17 protein-coding genes are annotated in these 18,243 nt (G+C 73.2%); 2 read left to right on the top strand and 15 right to left on the bottom strand.

Going from position 1 to position 18,243, the window contains the following annotated elements; genetic code table 11:
- Window positions 1-9: 9 nt before the first annotated feature.
- The 6 genes from AWQ70_RS08880 to AWQ70_RS08855 form a co-directional block, all read right to left on the bottom strand.
- A complete protein-coding gene (locus tag AWQ70_RS08880) occupies window positions 10-555 on the bottom strand; it encodes a nuclear transport factor 2 family protein (protein ID WP_169808637.1) in 546 nt (181 codons plus the stop codon).
- Window positions 556-667: 112 nt separating this feature from the next.
- Window positions 668-919: a hypothetical protein gene (locus AWQ70_RS08875; RefSeq protein ID WP_067172608.1), complete on the bottom strand. Its 252-nt coding sequence runs from the start codon at window positions 917-919 to the stop codon at window positions 668-670.
- 19 nt (window positions 920-938) lie between these two features.
- On the bottom strand, window positions 939-1,844 hold the full coding sequence (locus tag AWQ70_RS08870; RefSeq protein ID WP_067172604.1) for a VOC family protein: 906 nt from the start codon (window positions 1,842-1,844) through the stop codon (window positions 939-941).
- A gap of 46 nt (window positions 1,845-1,890) precedes the next feature.
- On the bottom strand, window positions 1,891-3,069 hold the full coding sequence (locus AWQ70_RS08865; protein WP_067172601.1) for an acyl-CoA dehydrogenase family protein: 1,179 nt from the start codon (window positions 3,067-3,069) through the stop codon (window positions 1,891-1,893).
- Window positions 3,070-3,100: 31 nt separating this feature from the next.
- Window positions 3,101-4,249, bottom strand: a complete 1,149-nt coding sequence (locus AWQ70_RS08860; protein WP_067172598.1) for a 3-ketosteroid-9-alpha-monooxygenase, oxygenase component — start codon at window positions 4,247-4,249, stop codon at window positions 3,101-3,103.
- A gap of 158 nt (window positions 4,250-4,407) precedes the next feature.
- Complete coding sequence (locus AWQ70_RS08855; RefSeq protein ID WP_067172595.1) at window positions 4,408-4,980, bottom strand: flavin reductase family protein; 573 nt, start codon at window positions 4,978-4,980, stop codon at window positions 4,408-4,410.
- A gap of 216 nt (window positions 4,981-5,196) precedes the next feature.
- On the opposite strand from AWQ70_RS08855, the gene AWQ70_RS08850 reads away from it, so the two are divergent.
- Complete coding sequence (locus tag AWQ70_RS08850; protein ID WP_067172592.1) at window positions 5,197-6,222, top strand: IclR family transcriptional regulator; 1,026 nt, start codon at window positions 5,197-5,199, stop codon at window positions 6,220-6,222.
- Between the two features lie 105 nt (window positions 6,223-6,327).
- Here the strand turns inward: AWQ70_RS08850 and AWQ70_RS08845 are convergent, their stop codons facing one another.
- From AWQ70_RS08845 to AWQ70_RS08830, 5 genes are all read right to left on the bottom strand, one after another.
- A complete protein-coding gene (locus AWQ70_RS08845; RefSeq protein ID WP_067172589.1) occupies window positions 6,328-7,257 on the bottom strand; it encodes a cation diffusion facilitator family transporter in 930 nt (309 codons plus the stop codon).
- A 32-nt stretch (window positions 7,258-7,289) separates the two neighbouring features.
- Complete coding sequence (locus tag AWQ70_RS08840; RefSeq protein ID WP_067172585.1) at window positions 7,290-8,447, bottom strand: SIS domain-containing protein; 1,158 nt, start codon at window positions 8,445-8,447, stop codon at window positions 7,290-7,292.
- On the bottom strand, window positions 8,444-8,617 hold the full coding sequence (locus tag AWQ70_RS37455; protein ID WP_084516674.1) for a Trm112 family protein: 174 nt from the start codon (window positions 8,615-8,617) through the stop codon (window positions 8,444-8,446). Before AWQ70_RS37455 ends, AWQ70_RS08840 begins: the two co-directional genes overlap by 4 nt.
- Before the next feature lie 6 nt (window positions 8,618-8,623).
- Window positions 8,624-9,979, bottom strand: a complete 1,356-nt coding sequence (locus AWQ70_RS08835) for a phosphomannomutase/phosphoglucomutase (protein WP_067172582.1) — start codon at window positions 9,977-9,979, stop codon at window positions 8,624-8,626.
- Between the two features lie 90 nt (window positions 9,980-10,069).
- Entirely contained in the window at window positions 10,070-10,435 is a 366-nt protein-coding gene (locus AWQ70_RS08830; RefSeq protein ID WP_067172579.1) for a DUF3499 domain-containing protein, read from the bottom strand.
- Between the two features lie 189 nt (window positions 10,436-10,624).
- Between AWQ70_RS08830 and AWQ70_RS08825 the strand changes: the two genes are divergently transcribed.
- Entirely contained in the window at window positions 10,625-11,020 is a 396-nt protein-coding gene (locus tag AWQ70_RS08825; RefSeq protein ID WP_067172576.1) for a metallopeptidase family protein, read from the top strand.
- 30 nt (window positions 11,021-11,050) lie between these two features.
- Here AWQ70_RS08825 and AWQ70_RS08820 read toward each other — a convergent pair whose 3' ends face one another.
- The 4 genes from AWQ70_RS08820 to AWQ70_RS41090 form a co-directional block, all read right to left on the bottom strand.
- The gene (locus AWQ70_RS08820; protein ID WP_067172572.1) at window positions 11,051-12,529 is read right to left on the bottom strand and encodes a DUF5719 family protein; all 1,479 of its coding nucleotides are present in this window, start codon (window positions 12,527-12,529) and stop codon (window positions 11,051-11,053) included.
- Complete coding sequence (locus AWQ70_RS08815; RefSeq protein WP_067172569.1) at window positions 12,526-15,369, bottom strand: glycosyltransferase family 2 protein; 2,844 nt, start codon at window positions 15,367-15,369, stop codon at window positions 12,526-12,528. The genes AWQ70_RS08820 and AWQ70_RS08815 overlap by 4 nt, the downstream gene beginning before the upstream one ends.
- 166 nt (window positions 15,370-15,535) lie before the next feature.
- A complete protein-coding gene (locus AWQ70_RS08810) occupies window positions 15,536-15,793 on the bottom strand; it encodes a WhiB family transcriptional regulator (protein ID WP_067172567.1) in 258 nt (85 codons plus the stop codon).
- A 193-nt stretch (window positions 15,794-15,986) separates the two neighbouring features.
- A complete protein-coding gene (locus AWQ70_RS41090) occupies window positions 15,987-18,200 on the bottom strand; it encodes a hypothetical protein (protein ID WP_245646851.1) in 2,214 nt (737 codons plus the stop codon).
- Between the last annotated feature and the right edge of the window lie 43 nt (window positions 18,201-18,243).

The following is an 18,243-nucleotide window of genomic DNA, read 5'->3' as shown; positions in this document are numbered from 1 at the left end:
GGGGCGAGGTCAGGGCCGGGCGCCGTCCGCGGGGTCGGTCGACCAGAACCGCCGCCACGACTCCCACCGCTCCGGCAGGTCGGCCTCGCGGATGAAGGGGTTGCCCGGGAAGTTGAACCGCCCCGGCACGCGCAGCGGGTTCTCCCCGACGTCGGCGGCGTAGAACACGTGGGTGCTGCGGGAGGCGAAGTACCAGTGCCCGTCCCGCCGCTCGTAGCGGTCCCAGTACTGCATGGGCATGACCACCCACAGGTCGCCGACCTCGTGCTCGGGACGGCAGTAGACGACGCCGGTGGCGCGGTCCTCGTCCACGAAGTCGATCACGTGGTTGCCCACCAGGTGGAACGTCGTCGTGAAGGGCCGCAGGATCTCGCCGAACCACTCCGCCAGCGCCTCGCGGCCCACGCCGCCGCCGTGAGTTCGCACGTCCTCGACGAAGAGCGCCGCCATCGCGGTGACGTCCCTGCCGTCGAGGGCCAGCGCGTACCGGGAGACGAGCTGCCGGATCTCCTCGACGGCTTCGAGCCGTCGCACACGGGCTTCCAGGTCGTTCACTTTCAACCTCATCGATGTGCGCGGCCGCGGTTCCCCCGGAGGCCGCACGGTGGCGGAGGTCCTCCCGCCCGCGACGGGCGGGAGGACCTCCCGGGCACGACCGGCTCGCCGCTCAGCGGGGCAACGGAGCCGGTTCGCCGAAGCGGGACTCCGGGACCAGGCCCGCGCGCACCGCCTCGTCGATCGAGGCGCGCAACGCCCCGCAGGTCGGCACGAACGCGCTGTCGGCTCCCGCCTCCGCCAGCCCCGCGAACTCGGCGCAGTCGGTCCGGGCGTCTCCGAGCCACTGCACGCTCGTGTGGATCGGGCTGTACTTCTCGACGAGCACCCGGTTGGCGCATCGCCGGCACGTCAACGGTCGCATCGCGTCGCCGCCTCCCGCCTCAGCCGAACGTGGCGAGGGGCTCGGAGCCGGACCAGTCGTGCCCCCAGTAGCTGTCCGCGGTGATCTCCTCGGCCGTGTAGTACGTCTCGTCGACGAGCATGCCCTCGCAGCCGTACTCGACGTCCCAGCCTCCGGGGGCGCGGACGTAGAACGACACCATCTTGTCGTTGGTGTGCCGGCCCAGCGTGGACGACAACGAGAAGCCGTGCGCGGCGCACCGGTCGAGCGCCCGGCCGACGTCGTCGAGGGCCTCCACCTCGACCATGATGTGCACGAGGGCGGGGTCGTTGACCTTCACCGCCGGGCACAGCGCCAGGCTGTGGTGCCGCCGGTTCACGCCGATGAACCGCACCCGCTGCGCCGGAACGCCGGGAGGCGTCACGCGGAAGGCCCCGCGCGGCAGGAAGCCGAGGGTCTCCAGGTAGAGCTTCTCGGACGCGGCCATGTCGGCGGTCGGCAGGACCACGTGGCCGAGGCCCTGGGCGCCGGTGACGAAGCGGTTGCCGTGCCGGGTGACCACCGGGGAGTGGTCGAGCACCGCGCTGTGGAACACCTCGACCCGCAGCCCGGAGGGGTCGTCGAACGCGATGGCCGCCTCGACCCGGCGCTCGTCCGCCTCCTCGTCCGAGAGCCGCGTGACGGGGTGTCCCGCGCGCTCCAGGGTATCCGCGACACGGTCCAGCGCGAAGCCGTCCCGCACCTCCCAGCCCACGGTCCTGACCGCGTCCACATCGCCCGGCCGGACGATGACGCGCGCCGCCCGCTCGTCCATCCGCAGGTAGAGCGCGTCCGGGTCCGGCCCGCTGCCCTCGGCGAAGCTCAGGACGTCGAACGCGAACTCCCGCCAGCGGTCGATGTCCGCCGTCTGGACGGTCACGTACCCGAGGGCACGGATGTCCTTCACGATCGTTCTCTCCTCTCGTCTCGTGTGGTCTCGTGTCGTCTCGTGCTCAGATCAGGGCGCGCAGCGGGCCCTGCGGGTCGACGCCCATCTTGGTGAGGGCCGCCGCGTGGTAGGTCGGGCCGGGGATGTTGATCGCGTGGTTCAGCCCGGCGTGCGCGTCGCGCCAGAAGCGCTGCAGCGGCTTGTCCATGCGCAGCGCGTTCCCGCCCGACCGGGCGAACACCTCGTCCACCGCGCGTACGGCGCGCCACGCGGCGCGCACCTGGGTGAGCCGTCCCAGCGCCCGGATCTCGAACGGCACCTCCGCGCCGGAGTCGACGATGTCCCAGATCCGGTTGAGGTTGCCCAGGACCTCCATGCGGGCGGCCTGGATGTCGGCGGCGGCCTCGCCGAGCGCCGACAGGGTGTACGGATCCTCGCGGACCCTGGTGCCCTGGGCGTTGATCCGGTCGCGCTGGTAGCCGAGCGCGGTCTCCAGGGCGCCCTCGGCGATCCCGATGATCGCGGAGATGATGCCGGCGGGGAACGCGCACGACCACGGGATGCGGTACAGCGTCTCCTCCCGGCCGAACTCCTTGACGGCCGTGCCGTCCAGGACCTTGTCGCCGTCCATCACGCGGTACTCGGGGACGAACGCGTCGCGGACGACGATGTCCTTGCTGCCGGTGCCCTTCAGCCCCACGACGTTCCACGAGTCCTCGACGATCTCGTAGTCGGACCGGGGCAGGATGACGTGGACCTGCCGCGGCGGGCTGACCGGCACGCCCTCCCGGTCCGCGAGCAGGCCGCCGAGGAAGATCCACCGGCAGTGGTCGGTCCCGGAGGAGAACTGCCAGCGGCCCGAGAAGCGGTAGCCGCCGTCCACCGGCTTCAGCACGCCGGCCGGCATGTACGGCGAGGCCATCCAGGTGTCGTGGTCCTCGCCCCAGACCTCCTCCTGCACCCGGCGGTCGGCGAAGGCGAGCTGCCAGGGGTGGACCCCGACGATGCCGTGGACCCAACCGGCCGACCCGAAGATGCGGGCGGTCTCCATCACCGTCTCGGCGAACTCGACGATGTGGGTCTCGGCCCCGCCGTACTCCTTGGGCTGGAGCATGCGGATCGAGCCCGCCTGCCGCATGAGGGCGGCGGTCTCGTCGGTGAGCCGGCCGAGTTCCTCGGCCTCCTCGGCCTGGGCCCGGAGCTTGTCCGCGTTGATGATGATCTGGTCGCGAACGGTGTTCATCGGTCCTCCACTGTGAAAGGGAAAGGTGGCGTCAGGCCGGCGCGTTCGCGGCGCGGGCGGCGGCCTCGCGGGACTCGGCCTCCCAGGTGGCGATGGCGTGGTCGCAGTCGACCTCGAACTCGAACCGCCGCACCATCTCGGGGGTGACGTCCTCGACGTCCACGTAGAACTGCTGGTACCAGCGGCGGAGCTGGTAGACCGGCCCGTCCTCCTCGGTGAGGAGCGGGTTGTCGATCCGGGACTTGTGCTTCCAGATCTCGACGTCCTGCAGGAACTGCACTTCGAGGCCGTCGATGAACGTCTGGGCCATCACCTGGGCCTGCTCGTCCGGCATGCCCGGCTTCTTCTCGACGACGATCCCGTACTGGAGCAGGAAGGAGTCGGGCGTGATCGGGTAGTGGCAGTTGACGAGCTTCGCCTCGACGACGTCGCCGTCCGACTCGGTCCAGATGGTGTCCAGCATGAACGAGGGGCCGTAGTAGCTCGCCTCCGAGCGGGTGACGGCGTCGGGCAGGTCCATCTGCACGCCCGTCTTGATGTCGTCCCTGCCGGTGGAGCGCATGTACTGCGAGGCGACGTGCCCCTCGAAGACGTTCTTGAAATAGCGCGGGATCTGGTAGTGGACGTAGAAGAAGTGCGCCATGTCCACGACGTTGTCGACGATCTCGCGGCAGTGCGCGCCCTCGACCAGGTAGGACTTCCACGACCACTCGCTCCACCGGTCGGTGCCGTAGCCCTCGATCTCGGGGATCGTCACGTCGGGCGGGGGCGGGTTGCCCTGCGGGTCGTTCCAGGCGAAGAGCAGCCCGTTGCGCTCCATCGTGATCCACGCCGTGGTCCTGGCCCGCAGCGGCACCCGCCGCGCGTACGGCACGCCGACGCAGCGGCCCTCGCCGTTCCAGCGCCAGTCGTGGAAGGGGCAGGCGATCTCGTCGCCCTTGACGGCGCCCCTGGCGAGGTTGCCGCCCATGTGCCGGCAGAAGGCGTCGATCATGTGGATGGTTCCGTCCCGGCGGGCGAAGACGACGGCCGTCTGGCCGAACGCCTTGACCTCGTGCGGCCGGCCGTCGCGGAACGTGTCCGCGAGCCCGAGGCAGTGCCAGCCGCGGGCGAACCTGGTGGGGTTGCTCCCCGTCTCGATCATTCGGACCTCGTCCTGCTCAGGCGTAGTGCCGCCCATGCTTGCCTCCTCGCTCCAGGCGTCTCGCCGCTTGGGCGGTCATCCTCAGGCAAGCGGCGGGAAATCCCCGAAGGGCCGCTCCCGCTCATCGGGAGTGCCCTGCGAGCGCGGCGTGCGCCCGCGTCCCGGGCCGGTGCGCGCGGCCGCGGGCCGGTCTCTCACCACCAGTGGTCCCGCCAGCCCCACTCCGCGGGCGGAAGCGCCGCCTCCGACGCGGCGTCCCCCACGCCGAACCGGCCGCGGAAGAACAGGAGCGGCGCCTCCTCGCCGACCCATTCGAGTTCGAGCACGCGGCCGACGACGATGTCGTGGTCGCCGGCGACGTGGGCGGTCTCGACGTCGCAGTGCACGCGGACGAGGACGCCGGGGAGCGACGGGGTGTCCCACCGGGACGGCGTCCAGTCGAGCCCCTCGAACCGGGCGCCGCGGCTGCTGCCGAACCGGGCGCAGAGGTCGCCCTGCCGCTCGGCCAGCACGTTGACGGTGAAGCGGCCGCTCTCCCGGATCCGCGGCCAGGTCCGGCCGCGGTGGTCGGCGCAGAAGAGCACGAGCGGGGGTTCGAGGGAGACCGAGGCGAACGACTGGCACGCGAAGCCCACGGGCTCGCCCCGGTCCAGGCCGGTGACGATGGTGACGCCCGTGGCGAACTGCCCCATCACGCGCCGCATGTCCGCGGCCGTGGGGGCGCACGGACCGCGTCCGCCGGACGTTCTGAGTGCGGCGATCGACATGGAGGACCTCCAGGCTGCGCGGCCGAACGTGGATCGGCCGCAGGTCGTGTCCTGGGAGGCTAGGCACGGTGCGGGCCGTACGTGTGCGCGCACTCTCACTGACCGGGAGCCGCCGCTGTGCGGAACTATGGACGTACGAGAGGAACCGCCCTTATAGTCACGATTCTAGCAATCATTTGTTTGGTAGAGCTGGCGAATGGTGACACGGAGGGCGTCGTGACGCTCACGATGGGCACGGCGGACCGGCAGGAGCAGGACCTTCCCTCCTCCATGGTCGGGCGGATGACCTTGATCCTCGACGCGTTCGAGCGCCGCGGGGCACGGCTCACGCTGGAGGAGGTCGAGCGGTCCACCGGGCTGCCCCGCTCGACGGCGCACCGGATCCTCGGCCAGCTCGTCCATCTCGGCTGGATCGAGCACGGGACCTTCGGCTACACCCTGGGCAGGCGCGCGCTCCGGCTCGCCGCCTCCCGGGGGAGCTGGGACGACCTGCGCAAGGCGGCCACGCCCCTGCTCCACGACCTCCACGTGCTGACCGGCTTCGTCGGCCATCTCTGCGTCCTCGACGGGCCGGAGATCGTGTTCCTCGACAAGATCGGCGGCGCGTACGCGTCCACCCTTCCATCGGACGTCGGCAGCCGCTGGTGGGCGACGAACGCCGCGATCGGCAAGGTGATCCTCGCGTCCCTCTCCCCCGAGCGGGTCGACGACCTGCTGCGCTCCTGCCCCGAGTTCTCCAGGAGCGCCGACGACGGCTTCTGCTCGATCCACCGGGAGCTGAACACCATCCGCAGGGCGGGCGGCCTCGCGTTCGAACGCGGCGAGGGGATGCCCGGCGTCGGCGCGGTGGCCTGCGCCGTCCAGGGCCCCGACGGCCCCGCGGGAGCGATCTCGCTGGCCGGCGACGTCGCCCAGATGCACTTCGAACGGCTCGTGCCGATGGTGCGGGCGGCGGCCCGGCAGGCGTCCGAGGCGCTCGCGACAAGTCCGGACGGCACGGCGTGGCCGCAGGACCCGCCCGCGTCGGCGTCGCCCGGCACGGCGGGCGCGGCGGGCGCGGCGGGTACGGGCGCCCCCGGGACCGCCACCGCCCGCCCGTCCGCGATCGTCGGCGCGGCGAGCGCGGGCACGGGCATCAGCACGGGCGCGGACGGCGAGGTCAAGGGGCCGCGCCTCCAGGGCTCGCGCGCCCGGCTCGCCCGCGCCTACCCCCGCGGGTGTTGCGGGCACATCCACACCTGACAGGAGCCGGGACCCCGCCCCGGACCGGTTCCCGGGGCCGCACGGCCGGGCCCGCGTGACGGGCACCGGACCGGGCCGGGCGATGCCCGGGAGTGATCGGCGGGGTCAGCTCACCGGAGCGCCGCTTGAGCGGTAGAGGTCGGGCTCCAGGTAGATGACCCGGGCGATCGGCACGGCCTCGCGGATGCGCCGCTCCGCCTCGTCGATCCCCTGGGCCACCTGCGCCGCCGTGTCGTCGTGCTCGACCGCGATCTTGGCCGCGACCAGGAGCTCCTCGGGGCCGAGGTGCAGCGTACGCATGTGGATGACCCTCGCGACCTCCGGCGCGCCTTCGAGCGCCGCGCAGATCCGCTCCTCGATCTCCGGCGTCGCGCTCTCGCCGATCAGCAGCGACTTGGTCTCCAGGGCGAGGATGATCGCGATGGCGGCCAGCAGCACGCCGATCATCAGCGTGCCGACGCCGTCCCAGACGCCGTCGCCGGTGACGACGGCCATGGAGACGCCGAACAGCGCGAAGATCAGGCCGAGCAGCGCGCCGAAGTCCTCAAGCAGGACGACCGGCAGCTCGGGGGCCTTCGCCCTGCGGATGAACGAGAACCAGGAGTGGTCGCCCTTGAGCTGGCGCGACTCCCTGATGGCGGTGCGGAACGAGAGACCTTCGGCGATGATCGCGAAGACGAGCACCGCGAACGCCCACTGGGGCGCCTCCACCGGGTGCGGGTCGGAGATCTTGTGCCATCCCTCGTAGATGGAGAACAGGGCGCCGATCGTGAACAGCACGACCGCCACCACGAAGGCGTAGAAGTAGCGCTCGCGCCCGAATCCGAACGGGTGCTTACGGGTGCGCGACCGCTCCGCCCGCTTGCCTCCGATCAGCAGAAGCGCCTGGTTGCCCGAGTCGGCCACCGAGTGAACCGACTCGGCGAGCATGGAGGACGACCCCGTGAAGAGGAACGCCACGAACTTCGCAGCCGCGATCGCCATGTTGGCGCCCAGCGCCGCGACGATCGCCTTTGTACCGCCACCCGCGCTCACAGAACTCTCCTCACGAATCGACCAGAGGGATCCTATTGGGAAATCCTGGCCCGGAGTTCAGTGATGACCGACATCGGCGCGGGATCGAGACCGTAGCCGAGCGCGAGATAGGCGGCGGCGAAGTCGCCCAGGCAGACGAGCGAGGCCAGCCGTTCGAACGGGTGAACGCCCTCGGACGCGATCTCCGAGGCCGGGACGCCGCGATCCTGCGCGAGCCGCAGGGACGCCTGGCGGCGTTCGGTCACCTGGGCGTGCTCGTCGGAGTCGCGGAGCAGGAACAGCCGCAGCCGTGCCCGGGGGCCGGACGACTCGTCGTCGCCGAAGTCCTCGAAGATGTCCCGGGCGGCGAGGGGGCCGTCGAGGACGCCCGCCTGGTCGTGCGCGGCCTCCGGCAGCTCGCCCCACAGCGCGGGCCAACCGGCGTGCTCGGCGAGCTGCGCCGCCAGCCGGTGCGCGGCCACCGCCGCGAGCGGCGAGGACCCCCAGATCACCGGGACGCCGTCGGCGAGCTCCATGGCGAGGGTCTTGCCGGGGTTGATGAAGGAGTCGCTCGCCGGACGGCACCGGTGCGCGATGTCCTCAAGACGCTCCGCCGCCGACTCGAAGACCGCCTCCCCGGCGTCGGTCAGGCCGAGCGCGGACGCGGCGACCAGCAGCGGCACCGCGAGGCCCCACATGGTGGCCCGGGGCTGGCCCGCCACCGTCTCCACCGGCACGAAAGGCGCGCCGGCCTGGGCCGCGAGGGCGCTGAGCGGGGTGTCGGCCGGGCCCACCGCCAGCAGCGAGCACCCGCGGCGCACCGCCTCGGCCCCTGCCGCCAGCGCCTCGTCGCCCCGTCCGGTGAACGACAGCACCATCACCAGGTCGGCCGCGCCGATCCACCCGGGAAGCCGGTAGCCCCGCACGGCCACGACCGGGACGGGCGTTCCCGGCCCGCACACCGCGTCTAGGACGTCGCCCGCGATCCCCGCGGCGCCCACGCCCGCCACCACGAGGGCGCGCGGCCTGCCCTGAGCGCTCACCCGTGCCGCCCCCGCCTCCACCGCCGCGCGGTACGCGGTGCGCACCTGGGCGGCCGAGGACGCCACGCTCCGCAGCACCCCCGAGGGATCCGCCTCGGACAGGTACGCCTGGTCGTCGAGCCTGCTCGGGTCGAACCGCGGGATGGACGCCCCGCCCGGGAGGCTCATGCCTTGCGGGCCTCGTCCACGAGCAGGACGGGGATGTCGTCGCGCACGGGGTAGATCAGCCCGCACGACTCCGAGGTGCAGGCCAGCTCGTCGGCGTCCGCCGAGGCGTGCAGCGGGGACTTGCACGCCGGGCAGGCGAGGACGTCCAGCAGCCAGTCGTCGATCTTCAAATCCTGTCAGCTCCTTAGGGCGGCGAGGACCTCGTCCCGCACGGCCGCCATCTTCTCCTCGTCGGCCGCCTCGGCGTTCAGGCGCAGCAGCGGCTCGGTGTTGGACGGGCGCAGGTTGAACCACCAGTCGCGGCCGCTCACCGTGAGGCCGTCCAACTCGTCGAAGGTAACACCCTCGCGACCCGCGAACGCCGCGCGCACCGTCTCCAGGGCGGCCGCCTGGTCGGCGACCGTGCTGTTGATCTCGCCGGACGCGGCGTACCTGGAGTATCGCCCGAGGAGCTCCGACAACGGCCGGTCCTGGCCGCCGAGCGCGGCGAGCACGTGGAGCGCCGCGAGCATCCCGGAGTCGGCGAACCAGAAGTCGCGGAAGTAGTAGTGCGCGGAGTGCTCGCCGCCGAAGACGGCGCCGGTGCGGGCCATCTCCGCCTTGATGAACGAGTGGCCGACCCGGGTGCGGACCGGGACGCCCCCGTGCTCGCGCACGATCTCCGGCACGCCCTTGGAGGTGATCAGGTTGTGGATGATCGTGGCGCCCGGGTGCCGGGCCAGCTCGCGCACGGCGACCAGGGCGGTGATCGCGGACGGGGAGACGGACTCGCCGCGCTCGTCGATCACCCAGCACCGGTCGGCGTCGCCGTCGAAGGCGATGCCGATGTCGGCGCCCCGCTCGACGACGGCCTTCTGCAGGTCCACCAGGTTCGCCGGCTCGATCGGGTTGGCCTCGTGGTTGGGGAAGCTGCCGTCGAGCTCGAAGTAGAGCGGCGTCAGCTCGACCGGCAGGCCGTCGAACACCTCGGGAACGGTGTATCCGCCCATGCCGTTGCCCGCGTCGACCACCACCTTGAGCGGCCGGATGCCGGAGAGGTCCACGAGCGTCTTGAGGTGGGCGGCGTACCCCGGCAGCAGGTCTCGGGCGGTGACGCTCCCCGCGCCCGGCGTTCCGCCGACGCCCGCCTCCAGCAGCTCGGCGGCGCGGTCGCGGATCTCGGCGAGCCCGAACTCGCTGCCGACGGGCACCGCTCCGGCTCGGCACATCTTCATGCCGTTGTACCGGGCGGGGTTGTGGCTGGCGGTGAACATCACGCCCGGCAGGCCGAGGCTGCCGCTGGCGTAGTAGAGCATGTCGGTCGAGCCGAGCCCGGCGTTCAGCACGTCGGCGCCGCGCGAGGTCGCACCGCGTGCGAAGGCGGCGGCCAGCGGGCCGGACGACTCCCGCATGTCGTGCGCGATCACCAGGGACCGCGCCCCCGTCACCTCGGCGAAGGCCGCCCCGACCGCCTCGGCGATCCGCTCGTCGAACTCCAGCGGCACCACGCCGCGCACGTCGTACGCCTTGAAGATCCTGGTGAGGTCGCCCACCGCAGCCCCCCGATCGTTTGGTTTGCCGCGCCCGAGCCTACAAGGCGCCACCGGCGGGGCGCGTACGATCCACCGGCGGTCGGCCCGCCGTCACCGGTCCCGGTTGGGCTGGGCGGACTTGAGCACCCTCAGGTGTCCGCGGCGGCCGACCTCGACGGCCTGGCCGACGGGTTCGCCCGCGGCGGGCGTGGGACGGGCCGCCTCGCGGACCGCGTTGGCGAGAGCTTCCAGATCGTCGCCGCTCGGGGATCCGGCCTCGGACGGGAGCCGCACGACCTCCCACCCACGGGGGGCGGTGAGCCGTTCCGCGTGCTCGGCGCACAGGTCGTAGCAGTGCGGCTCGACGTACGTCGCGAGAGGGCCGAGAACCGCGGTCGAGTCGGCGTAGACATACGTGAGTGTGAAGACGGCAGGCTGCCTGCAGGCGGTACGGGAACAGCTGCGGACGGGGCTCACGGAGGGACCGTATCCGGTCCGCGTTCACATTGCCACCACCCTGCCGCTCTTAACGAGCGTGTCGCCACAATCCGGACACCGCCTCGCCCTCGGTACGGCGGGCGTCCGCTCCTTTAAGCTGGCCGCGTGAGCGAGCGAAGCGGAGATTCCCGGCGCCGTGTACGGCGGCGCGACCGGCACGGTCGCGGGATGCGCGGTCCCCTGGCGCCGTCGCACGTCCCGATCGCGAAGTCGCGCGGCGAACGCTTCGACGACCTGGTCCTCGACGCGGTGGACCGGCTCAAGCCCCGATGGGGCAGGCAGCTCGCGACGATGGAGTTCTCGGTGGAGGAGGTGCCGCCGCCGAGCGAGCTGATCGACGGCCCGGGGCGGCTCGACACCGACCCGATCCCGTTCGGCAGGGCGGAGACGGCGGCCGGCTCCGAGCCGGCGATGGTGGTGATCTACCGCCGCCCCCTTGAGGCCAGGGCGCGCGACCGCGACCAGTTGGGGGCGTTGGTGAGCGACGTCGTCGTGGAGCAGGTCGCCAGCCTGCTCGGCCTCACCCCGGAGACGATCGACCCCGGCTACGACGACCGGCACTGAGCCCCCGCCGACCCCCGGACGCGGACGCGTCTAGGGGAGGACGACGCCCGGCCATTCGGAGGTGGCGGGCACCAGCGCCCACGTCCGCGCCTGCGCGAGCGGCTGCGCGGTGAGCAGCACTCCCTCGCCGGTCTCCTCGCTCAGCACGCGCCCGCCGTACACCGGGCCCGATCCGGGGACCGGCACGATGTGGACGGCGAAGCCGGAGCCCGCGCCCGCGGGCGCCTTGAGCTTGATCTCCTTGCTCCGGGCGGCGGGCAGCCGCACCTCGACCGGCGCGGCCGGGGCGCCGTCCTGCGGCAGGATCCGGACCCGCACGGTCGCGGCGCCGAAGGGCGCGGACAGCACCAGCCGCGACTCCTGCTTGCCGCCTCCCTTGGCGGACTTCTTGCCGGGACCGCCGTCGGCGACCACGCTGCCGAGGTCGATCGGCGCCGCGCCCGCCGTGAACGCGGCGTCCTGCCGCGAGCCGGTGCCGGTCATCCTCATCCCGGCGACGATGGGCTCGTCCGAGGTCAGCACGAGCGCGCCGGCCTGGCCGCCGACGCCGGTGGTCAGGTCGAGCGTCGTCGTGGAGCCGGCCGGCACCTCGACGGTCTCCTTGTTCTTCAGCGCGTACGAACCGTCCTTCAGCACCGCCTTCACCTGGACGACGGTGTCCCGTTCGCCCGGGGTCGCGACGTACAGCTCGCGCTGGCCCGCGCTGCCCGGAAGTCCGGGCACGACGACCCGGGTGGACGGCGGGGTGGCGACGGGAAGCCAGTCCACCCCCTTGCCCTCGCCCAGGGACGCCCTGATCGCGGCGGCCACCCGGCCGCCGTCGGTGGTCACCTGGACGGCCATCACCAGCGGCGACGGCGCGAGGTCGCGCAGCTTGACCTCGCGGTACTCGCCCGGCTTGATCACCATCCCGTTGCCGCGGTCGGAGAGCACCGGCCCCTCGCCCGCGTAGATCATGACGGCGACGTCGGCCGGGGCGACGTCGGCGTTGGCGACGTGGAGGGTGACGTCGGCGGCGGCCGGGCCCGGCCCGATGAACCACGCCTCCGCGCCGGGCTCGACGCAGCGCACGCCGGACAGCCCCCGCTGCGCGCCCGAGGCGACGCGGGTGGTCTGCGCCGCCTCCAGGCCGGCCGCCATCGTGCCCATCCCGGCGACCGTGACCGGCCGGGTGCGCAGCGGGACGTCCTGCCGCCACAGCCCGCCCACCCGGTCGAGCGTGGCCAGCGGCTTGCCGCCCTTCATCTGGGCGACCGTGGCCGCCCCGCCGCCCTGAGCGCTCTGACCGCCCTGGCCGGTCTGCTCGACCGGCGGCGTGACCACGTTCAGCCGGCCGCCACCGGGGTCGGGGCACACCATGGACACCGACTCGACCGCGGCCCTGACCTTCTGGGCCGGCTTCTCCTGCACCGGCGCGGGCCGGCTCACGAACGCCACGCCGTACAGGGCTCCGAGCGCGACCAGCACCAGAGTGAGCAGGCCGAAACGGTTCTCGATCAGGGCCTTCACGCCGCCACCTGCTCCCCGGGGTTCTTCGAACGCCTCCGGGACTGCCGGGGCGGTTCCGGCGCGTCGCCGTAGTCCTCGATCTGCTCCGCCGTACGGGCGCCGGGCGAGGCCAGGACCAGGATGAGCGCGACGAGGGCCCCCTGCGCCCACAGCCAGGTCCGGTGCCAGGCGTCGCCGCCGGCCGGGGTCGGCGGCACGGTGACGGTCCCGGCCACCCGCCACAACCCTCCGGTCTCAGAGAGGTTCACCCGCACCAGGGCGGGCTCGGAGTCGAGGGCGCGCCGCAGCTCGGTGTCGACGGGGCCGGGCACGGTGACGAACTGGACGCCCTCGGCGGCGAGCGTACGCACGTCGTCGCCGCCCCTGCCGGAGGCCAGGCCCGCGACGGCGGCGCCGACGCGCCGGGCGTTCGCGTCCGGAGCACGCAGGTCGGCCTCGCCGATCAGCGGCGCGCGTCCCGGCAGGATCGTGTACGCGAGGCGTCCGCCCTCGGGGCGCATGAGCAGGGTGCGCTCGCCGTTCGGCGACCAGACGGCCGCGAGCGGCGGCACGGGGTCGGTCAGGTCGCCGCGCAGCGGGCCGCCCGCTCCGCCGGCGATCCAGAGGCCGGCCGCCGCCGCCGGCGTGGCGAACGCGACGAGGACGATCAGCAGGGCGCCCGCCCTTCGCAGCCCGCCCGCCGCGCGGAACTCGGTGATCCGGTGCGCGGTGAGCGCGGTGGCGACGAGCAGGCCGGTGGCGGCGAACGCGAGCGGGACGCCGGGCCACTCACCCAGCCTGCCCACGACGACCGCGAGCAGCACGCCGAACAGGGTGACGGCCCAGCCGACCGCGACGACCGTCTGGTGGCGGCGCAGCAGCAGCGCGCCGAGGGCGACGGCGACCAGGCCGCCGGTGACCCAGACGGGCGGGGTGCCGGGCCCGCCCGGGTTGAGCATGAGGATCGCGTCGGCGCTCAGCCGGGGGTCGGCGAGCGCGGGGTCGGCCAGGCCCGATTCGAGCAGGATCCGGCGCGGCTCCCGCACGATCCCGGCCAGCCAGGGGGCCAGCAGGACGAGCGGCGTGCCGAGGCCGATCGCCAGGGAGACGCCGACGCCGCGCCGGACGCCGCCGAAGGACACGGCGGCGAGCCCGCCGAGGATGGCGACGACGATGTAGACGAGCGGGGCGAACGCCGTGCCGACCGCGAGGAGCAGGCCGAACCCCCACGCGGCGCGGCGCGACCCGGCGACGACCCGGGTGGCGAGCGCGGCGTAGACGGGGATCAGGACGAGGATCAGCGCGGTGCCGACCCGGCCGCCCGCGACCACGCCGGTCGCGACCGGCAGCAGGGCGTAGGTGGCGCCCAGCCACACCCGGGCCGGGGTGTAGGAGATCATCCGCCTCGTCGCGACGTACGCGGAGAGCCCGGCGAGGGGCACGCAGCCCAGCAGCAGGACGGACACGGCCAGCGAGGTCTTGCCGAGGAAGAGCGTGGACAGCGCGGCGAGCACCGCCACGTACGGCGGGGCCCAGGTGTCCGAGCCGAGCCCGGCGGAGTGGTGGTCCTCGACGTAGAGCCGCCACAGGTCGGAGGCTCCGCCGGTGACCGGCACGAGCGCGCCTCCGCCGAGCAGCCCGCCTCCGGTGAGCAGCGGCCACTCGGCGGCCACGGTGATCCCGGCGAGCAGGAGGCAGAGCAGCACCGCGGGGCTGGAGGACATCCGCTGGAACAGCCCGGAGTCCGTGAGCAGCTCGTCGCCCTCCTCCTCGGCGGCCGCCCCGGCGGCGTGGTGCCGTCCGGCCGAGTCGACCGGCCCCTCCCCCGCGAGGTAGCGCTGGACCATGTCGGTGAGCCGCCGCCAGGTGGCCCCGGGCGGGGTGAGCAGCCGCGCGACGGCGGGATAGCCCTGTTTCCTGCCCTTCCTGCGCGCCCGGCGTGCTGTGATGAGCCGCCCCGGGCGGCCGATCACGGAGCCGAGCGCGGCGAGCTCGTCCAGCGCGTTGGCCGGCTGCTTGGCGAGGAGGAACAGGACCGTGCGGGCCAGAGACCCGGCGACGTTGCGGAAGACGGAGCGGACCAGCGCCAGGAACGGCAGGTTCGCCATGACGACGAGCAGGCCGTTGCGCCGGTCGAGGCGGCGGGGGTGGTCGTCGCTGACGGCGATACGCCTGCGGCGCCGGGACGCCGCCTCGGCGTGCCAGGCGACGGCGTCGGTCACGTTGAGCACGCGGTGCCCGGCGACCCGGGCGCGCCAGCACAGGTCGAGGTCGTCGCGGAACATCGGGAGCAGCGGGTCGAGCCCGGCCAGTTCCTCCCAGACGTCGCGGCGGATCAGCATGCCGGCGGTCGAGACGGACAGGACGTCGAGCACGCCGTGGGCGCCGTCGTGCTGGCCCTGGTCGTACTCACGCGGTTCGAGGCCGGTGTCCCTGCGACCGGAGCGGCCCACGGTGACGCCGATCTCGAGCAGGACGCGCCGGTCGAGCCAGTCGCGGAGCTTCGGGCCGAGGATCGCGGCCTTGGGGTTCTCGTCGGCGGCGCGGAGCAGCGCCCGCAGCGCGTGCGCGTCGGGGGCGCAGTCGTCGTGGAGCAGCCACAGCCACTCCTGGCCCTGGGCGCGCGGAAGTCTCCGTACGACCTCGTGGACCGCCTCGCCGAACCCGGTGGCCCTGGACATGCTCAGCACGCTGTTCGGACCGAAAGCCGCGGTGAGGAGCCGGCCGCTGCCGTCACGGCTGCCGTTGTCGACGCCCGCGACGCGGTCGAGTGGCCGTGACTGGCGGAGCACCGCGTCGAGCGTCTCCTGGAGCCAGCGGGCGCCGTCGTGAGCGACGACTATCGCGGTGACGGAGTGCACGTGGTTGAGTCCTCGGGGGTCGTCCCGCAATCTCAGCACATCTCACGAAATCGCGGGGGATTTCGGGTCAAGCGCGACAACCCTACGGCACCCCCGGCTCAACCGATCACAGGAGAGCCGAATCGGCAGACGGGGGTCGCGCGCCGCCCGCGCGACCCCCGCCGCCTCACACCGCCTGGCGCTTGATCCTGCGCCGTTCACGCTCTGACAGTCCACCCCAGATGCCGAACCGCTCGTCGTGTTCGAGCGCGTACTCAAGGCACTCCGCTCTCACCTCACACGAGCGGCAGACCTTCTTGGCCTCCCGGGTGGAACCGCCCTTCTCCGGAAAGAACGCCTCCGGATCGGTCTGAGCACACAATGCGCGCTCTTGCCAACCAAGATCCTCACCGTCGAGCGCCTGTGCCATGACCAGATCGGCCATTGCACACCTCCCTGTCGCTCGCCAGCCCACAATGGAGCCCCCCATGGAACGCCTTCCTGGTTACCCAGCTATTGGAAGGCGTAACAACATGTCTGTAATTACACGCGCGTGCCGCGTGTGGCGTCAAGCGGCATACCGATACCCGGGGAAAGACCAGCTTGCCCCGGTTTCGCGACCCTTGTGTTCAGCCGTATCAGCGTTGGGAACCGTACCAGGGGGCCTGCGGGTCAGATCCGTGACCTGCCTGCTCTGTGCTCACACCTTCCTCAAGCTTTGCCTGCGACCGCTCGGGAGTGTAGATCGCGGTCGGATCGATGGTGTCCTCGCGACGCGACGGCCCGCTGAGCGGGTCGCCCTGATAGAGGTTGGCGTCGAAGCGCATGGTCTGGTCGCTCGGAGCGGGGTAACGGGCGGGCTCGGGCGTCTGGGCGTGGCCGAGCGGGTTGTCGTAGTAGTCGGGGTAGTCCTGGGGCGCGGTCTGCGATCCGGCGTAGTCGGCAGGCTGCGCGTGCTGCTGGTAGTTCTGCGCCTGCTGGTACGCGGCGGCGAGCTGCTGCTCCCTCGGGTCCACGGCCTGCTCGTACGGCCGGGACGGGTCGAACGCGGCCGGCTGCTGCTCGAACGAGGAGCCCTGGTCGGCCGGCTGCCCGCCGAACTGGCCGCCGCCGTAGCCGGGGAACGACGCCGGGGCCTGCTGGCCGTACGGCTGCTCGGCCTGCTGGCCGTACGGCTGCTCGGCCGGCCGGCCGTACTGGTCCGCCGCCCGGCCGTAGGGCTCCTGCTGCCCGTACTGCTGGCCCTGCTGAGCCTGCTCGTACGGCTGGGCCTGCTCGTACGGCTGAGCCTGCTCGGTGGCGGCGGGGTAGCCGGCCTGGCCGAAGCCCTGGTCCGCGTGGCCCTGCTGGCCGAAGCCCTGGTCCGCGTGGCCCTGCTGGCCGAAGCCCTGGTCGGCGTGGCCCTGCTGGCCGAAGCCCTGCTGGCCGTAGCCGGGCGCCTCGATCTGGGGCACCGGCGGGAACTGGGCGCCGTCCTGGCGGCCGCCGAAGGCGCCGTAGCCCGCCCCCTCGCCCTGCTGGCCGGCGTAGCCGTGCTGGTCGAACATCGGGCCCTGCGGAGGCTGGGCGTAGCCGCCGGTCTGCGGGAACGCCTGCGGGGCGGGCTGCGCCGGGGGTTGCTGCGCCTGCTGGCCGGGCTGGGAGGACTGCGCCGGCTGGACGGGCTGGGCCGGAGGCGCGGGCTGTGCGGCGGGCTGGGCCGGCCCGGCCTGCTGGGGCTGCGGGGTGGGCTGCTGGGCGCCGTACGGCACGATCGCGCCCGGCTGGGACTCGGGAGCGTACGCCGGGGAGTCGGGGGCGTAGCCCTGGCCGCCGAAGTGACCGGAGGGCTGCGGCTCCTGCTGGGGGAAGCCCTGGCCGCCCGGCGCGTACCCGTCCTGGAAGCCATGCCCCGGCGTGTACTGCTCGGCGGGCTGGGGGCTCTGGGCCGGGGTGGTGGGGGCCGGGCCGCCGTGCGCTCCGGCCGGGGCGGCGTACGGCTGCTCGTGCTGGGGCCGCCCGTACGGGGGCTCCTGCTGGCCGAAGGGCGCGTCCTGCCCCTGCCCGAACGCGGGCTCCTGGGCCTGGCCGAACGCGGGCTCCTGGGCCTGTGCGAAGGGCGCATCCTGGGCCTGGCCGAACCCGGGCCCCTGGGCCTGCGCGAAGGGCGCGTCCTGCCCCTGCCCGAACGCGGGCTCCTGGGCCTGGCCGAACGCGGGCTCCTGGGCCTGGCCGAAGGGCGCGTCCTGGCCGGGGACGTACGCCTGCTCCATCTGGGAGGGCGCGTAGGCGGGGCTCCCCTGCGCGGCCCCCTGCATCGGCTGCACGGGCTGCACGGGCTGGATCGGCTGCACGGGCGGGACCTGCGACGGCTGCTGGGGGTCGTAGCCGCCGAAGCCCTCCTGGGGGAAGCCCAGGAAGCGCTCCCCTGCCGCGGCGGGCCGACTGCGCGGCACGTCGGCGCCGATGGAGCTCCTGGCGAGCAGCATCCCGGCCGCGGTGAGCGCGACCTGGGGCAGCGCCACGATCACGTACTCGATCCTGTCGCCGAACGACCCGTCGGCGAAGAACCCGAGGATCGTGGCGACCAGGCCGAGCAGGGTGGCCAGGCCGAGCAGCGCCATGGTGCCGAGGTTGACCAGCCGGGCCCGCGCAGTGGGGTCGCCCGCCCGAGTCACCAGCAGCACCGCGCCCGCGGCCAACGCCGTGAGCAGGGGACTCGCGAACGCCGGCAGGTAGGCCATGGCCCGGCCCGTGAACGGTCCCGAGCCGAAGAAGAGGTGGATGGCGCCGAAGAGGACGTTGGTCGCGACCACCGCCAGCATGATCCACGCGGCGGGCTCGCGCAGCCGTCCGGAATCAACCCTGAGCACCACTACCCCCAACGCCTTCCAAAAGACACTCGGGGAAGTTTCG

The organism is Microtetraspora niveoalba, from assembly GCF_001570405.1.
Classification (GTDB): Bacteria; Actinomycetota; Actinomycetes; order Streptosporangiales; family Streptosporangiaceae; genus Microtetraspora; species Microtetraspora niveoalba.
The sequence above is the reverse complement of the archived record's forward strand: the minus strand, read 5'-3'. Positions and strand labels throughout refer to the sequence as shown.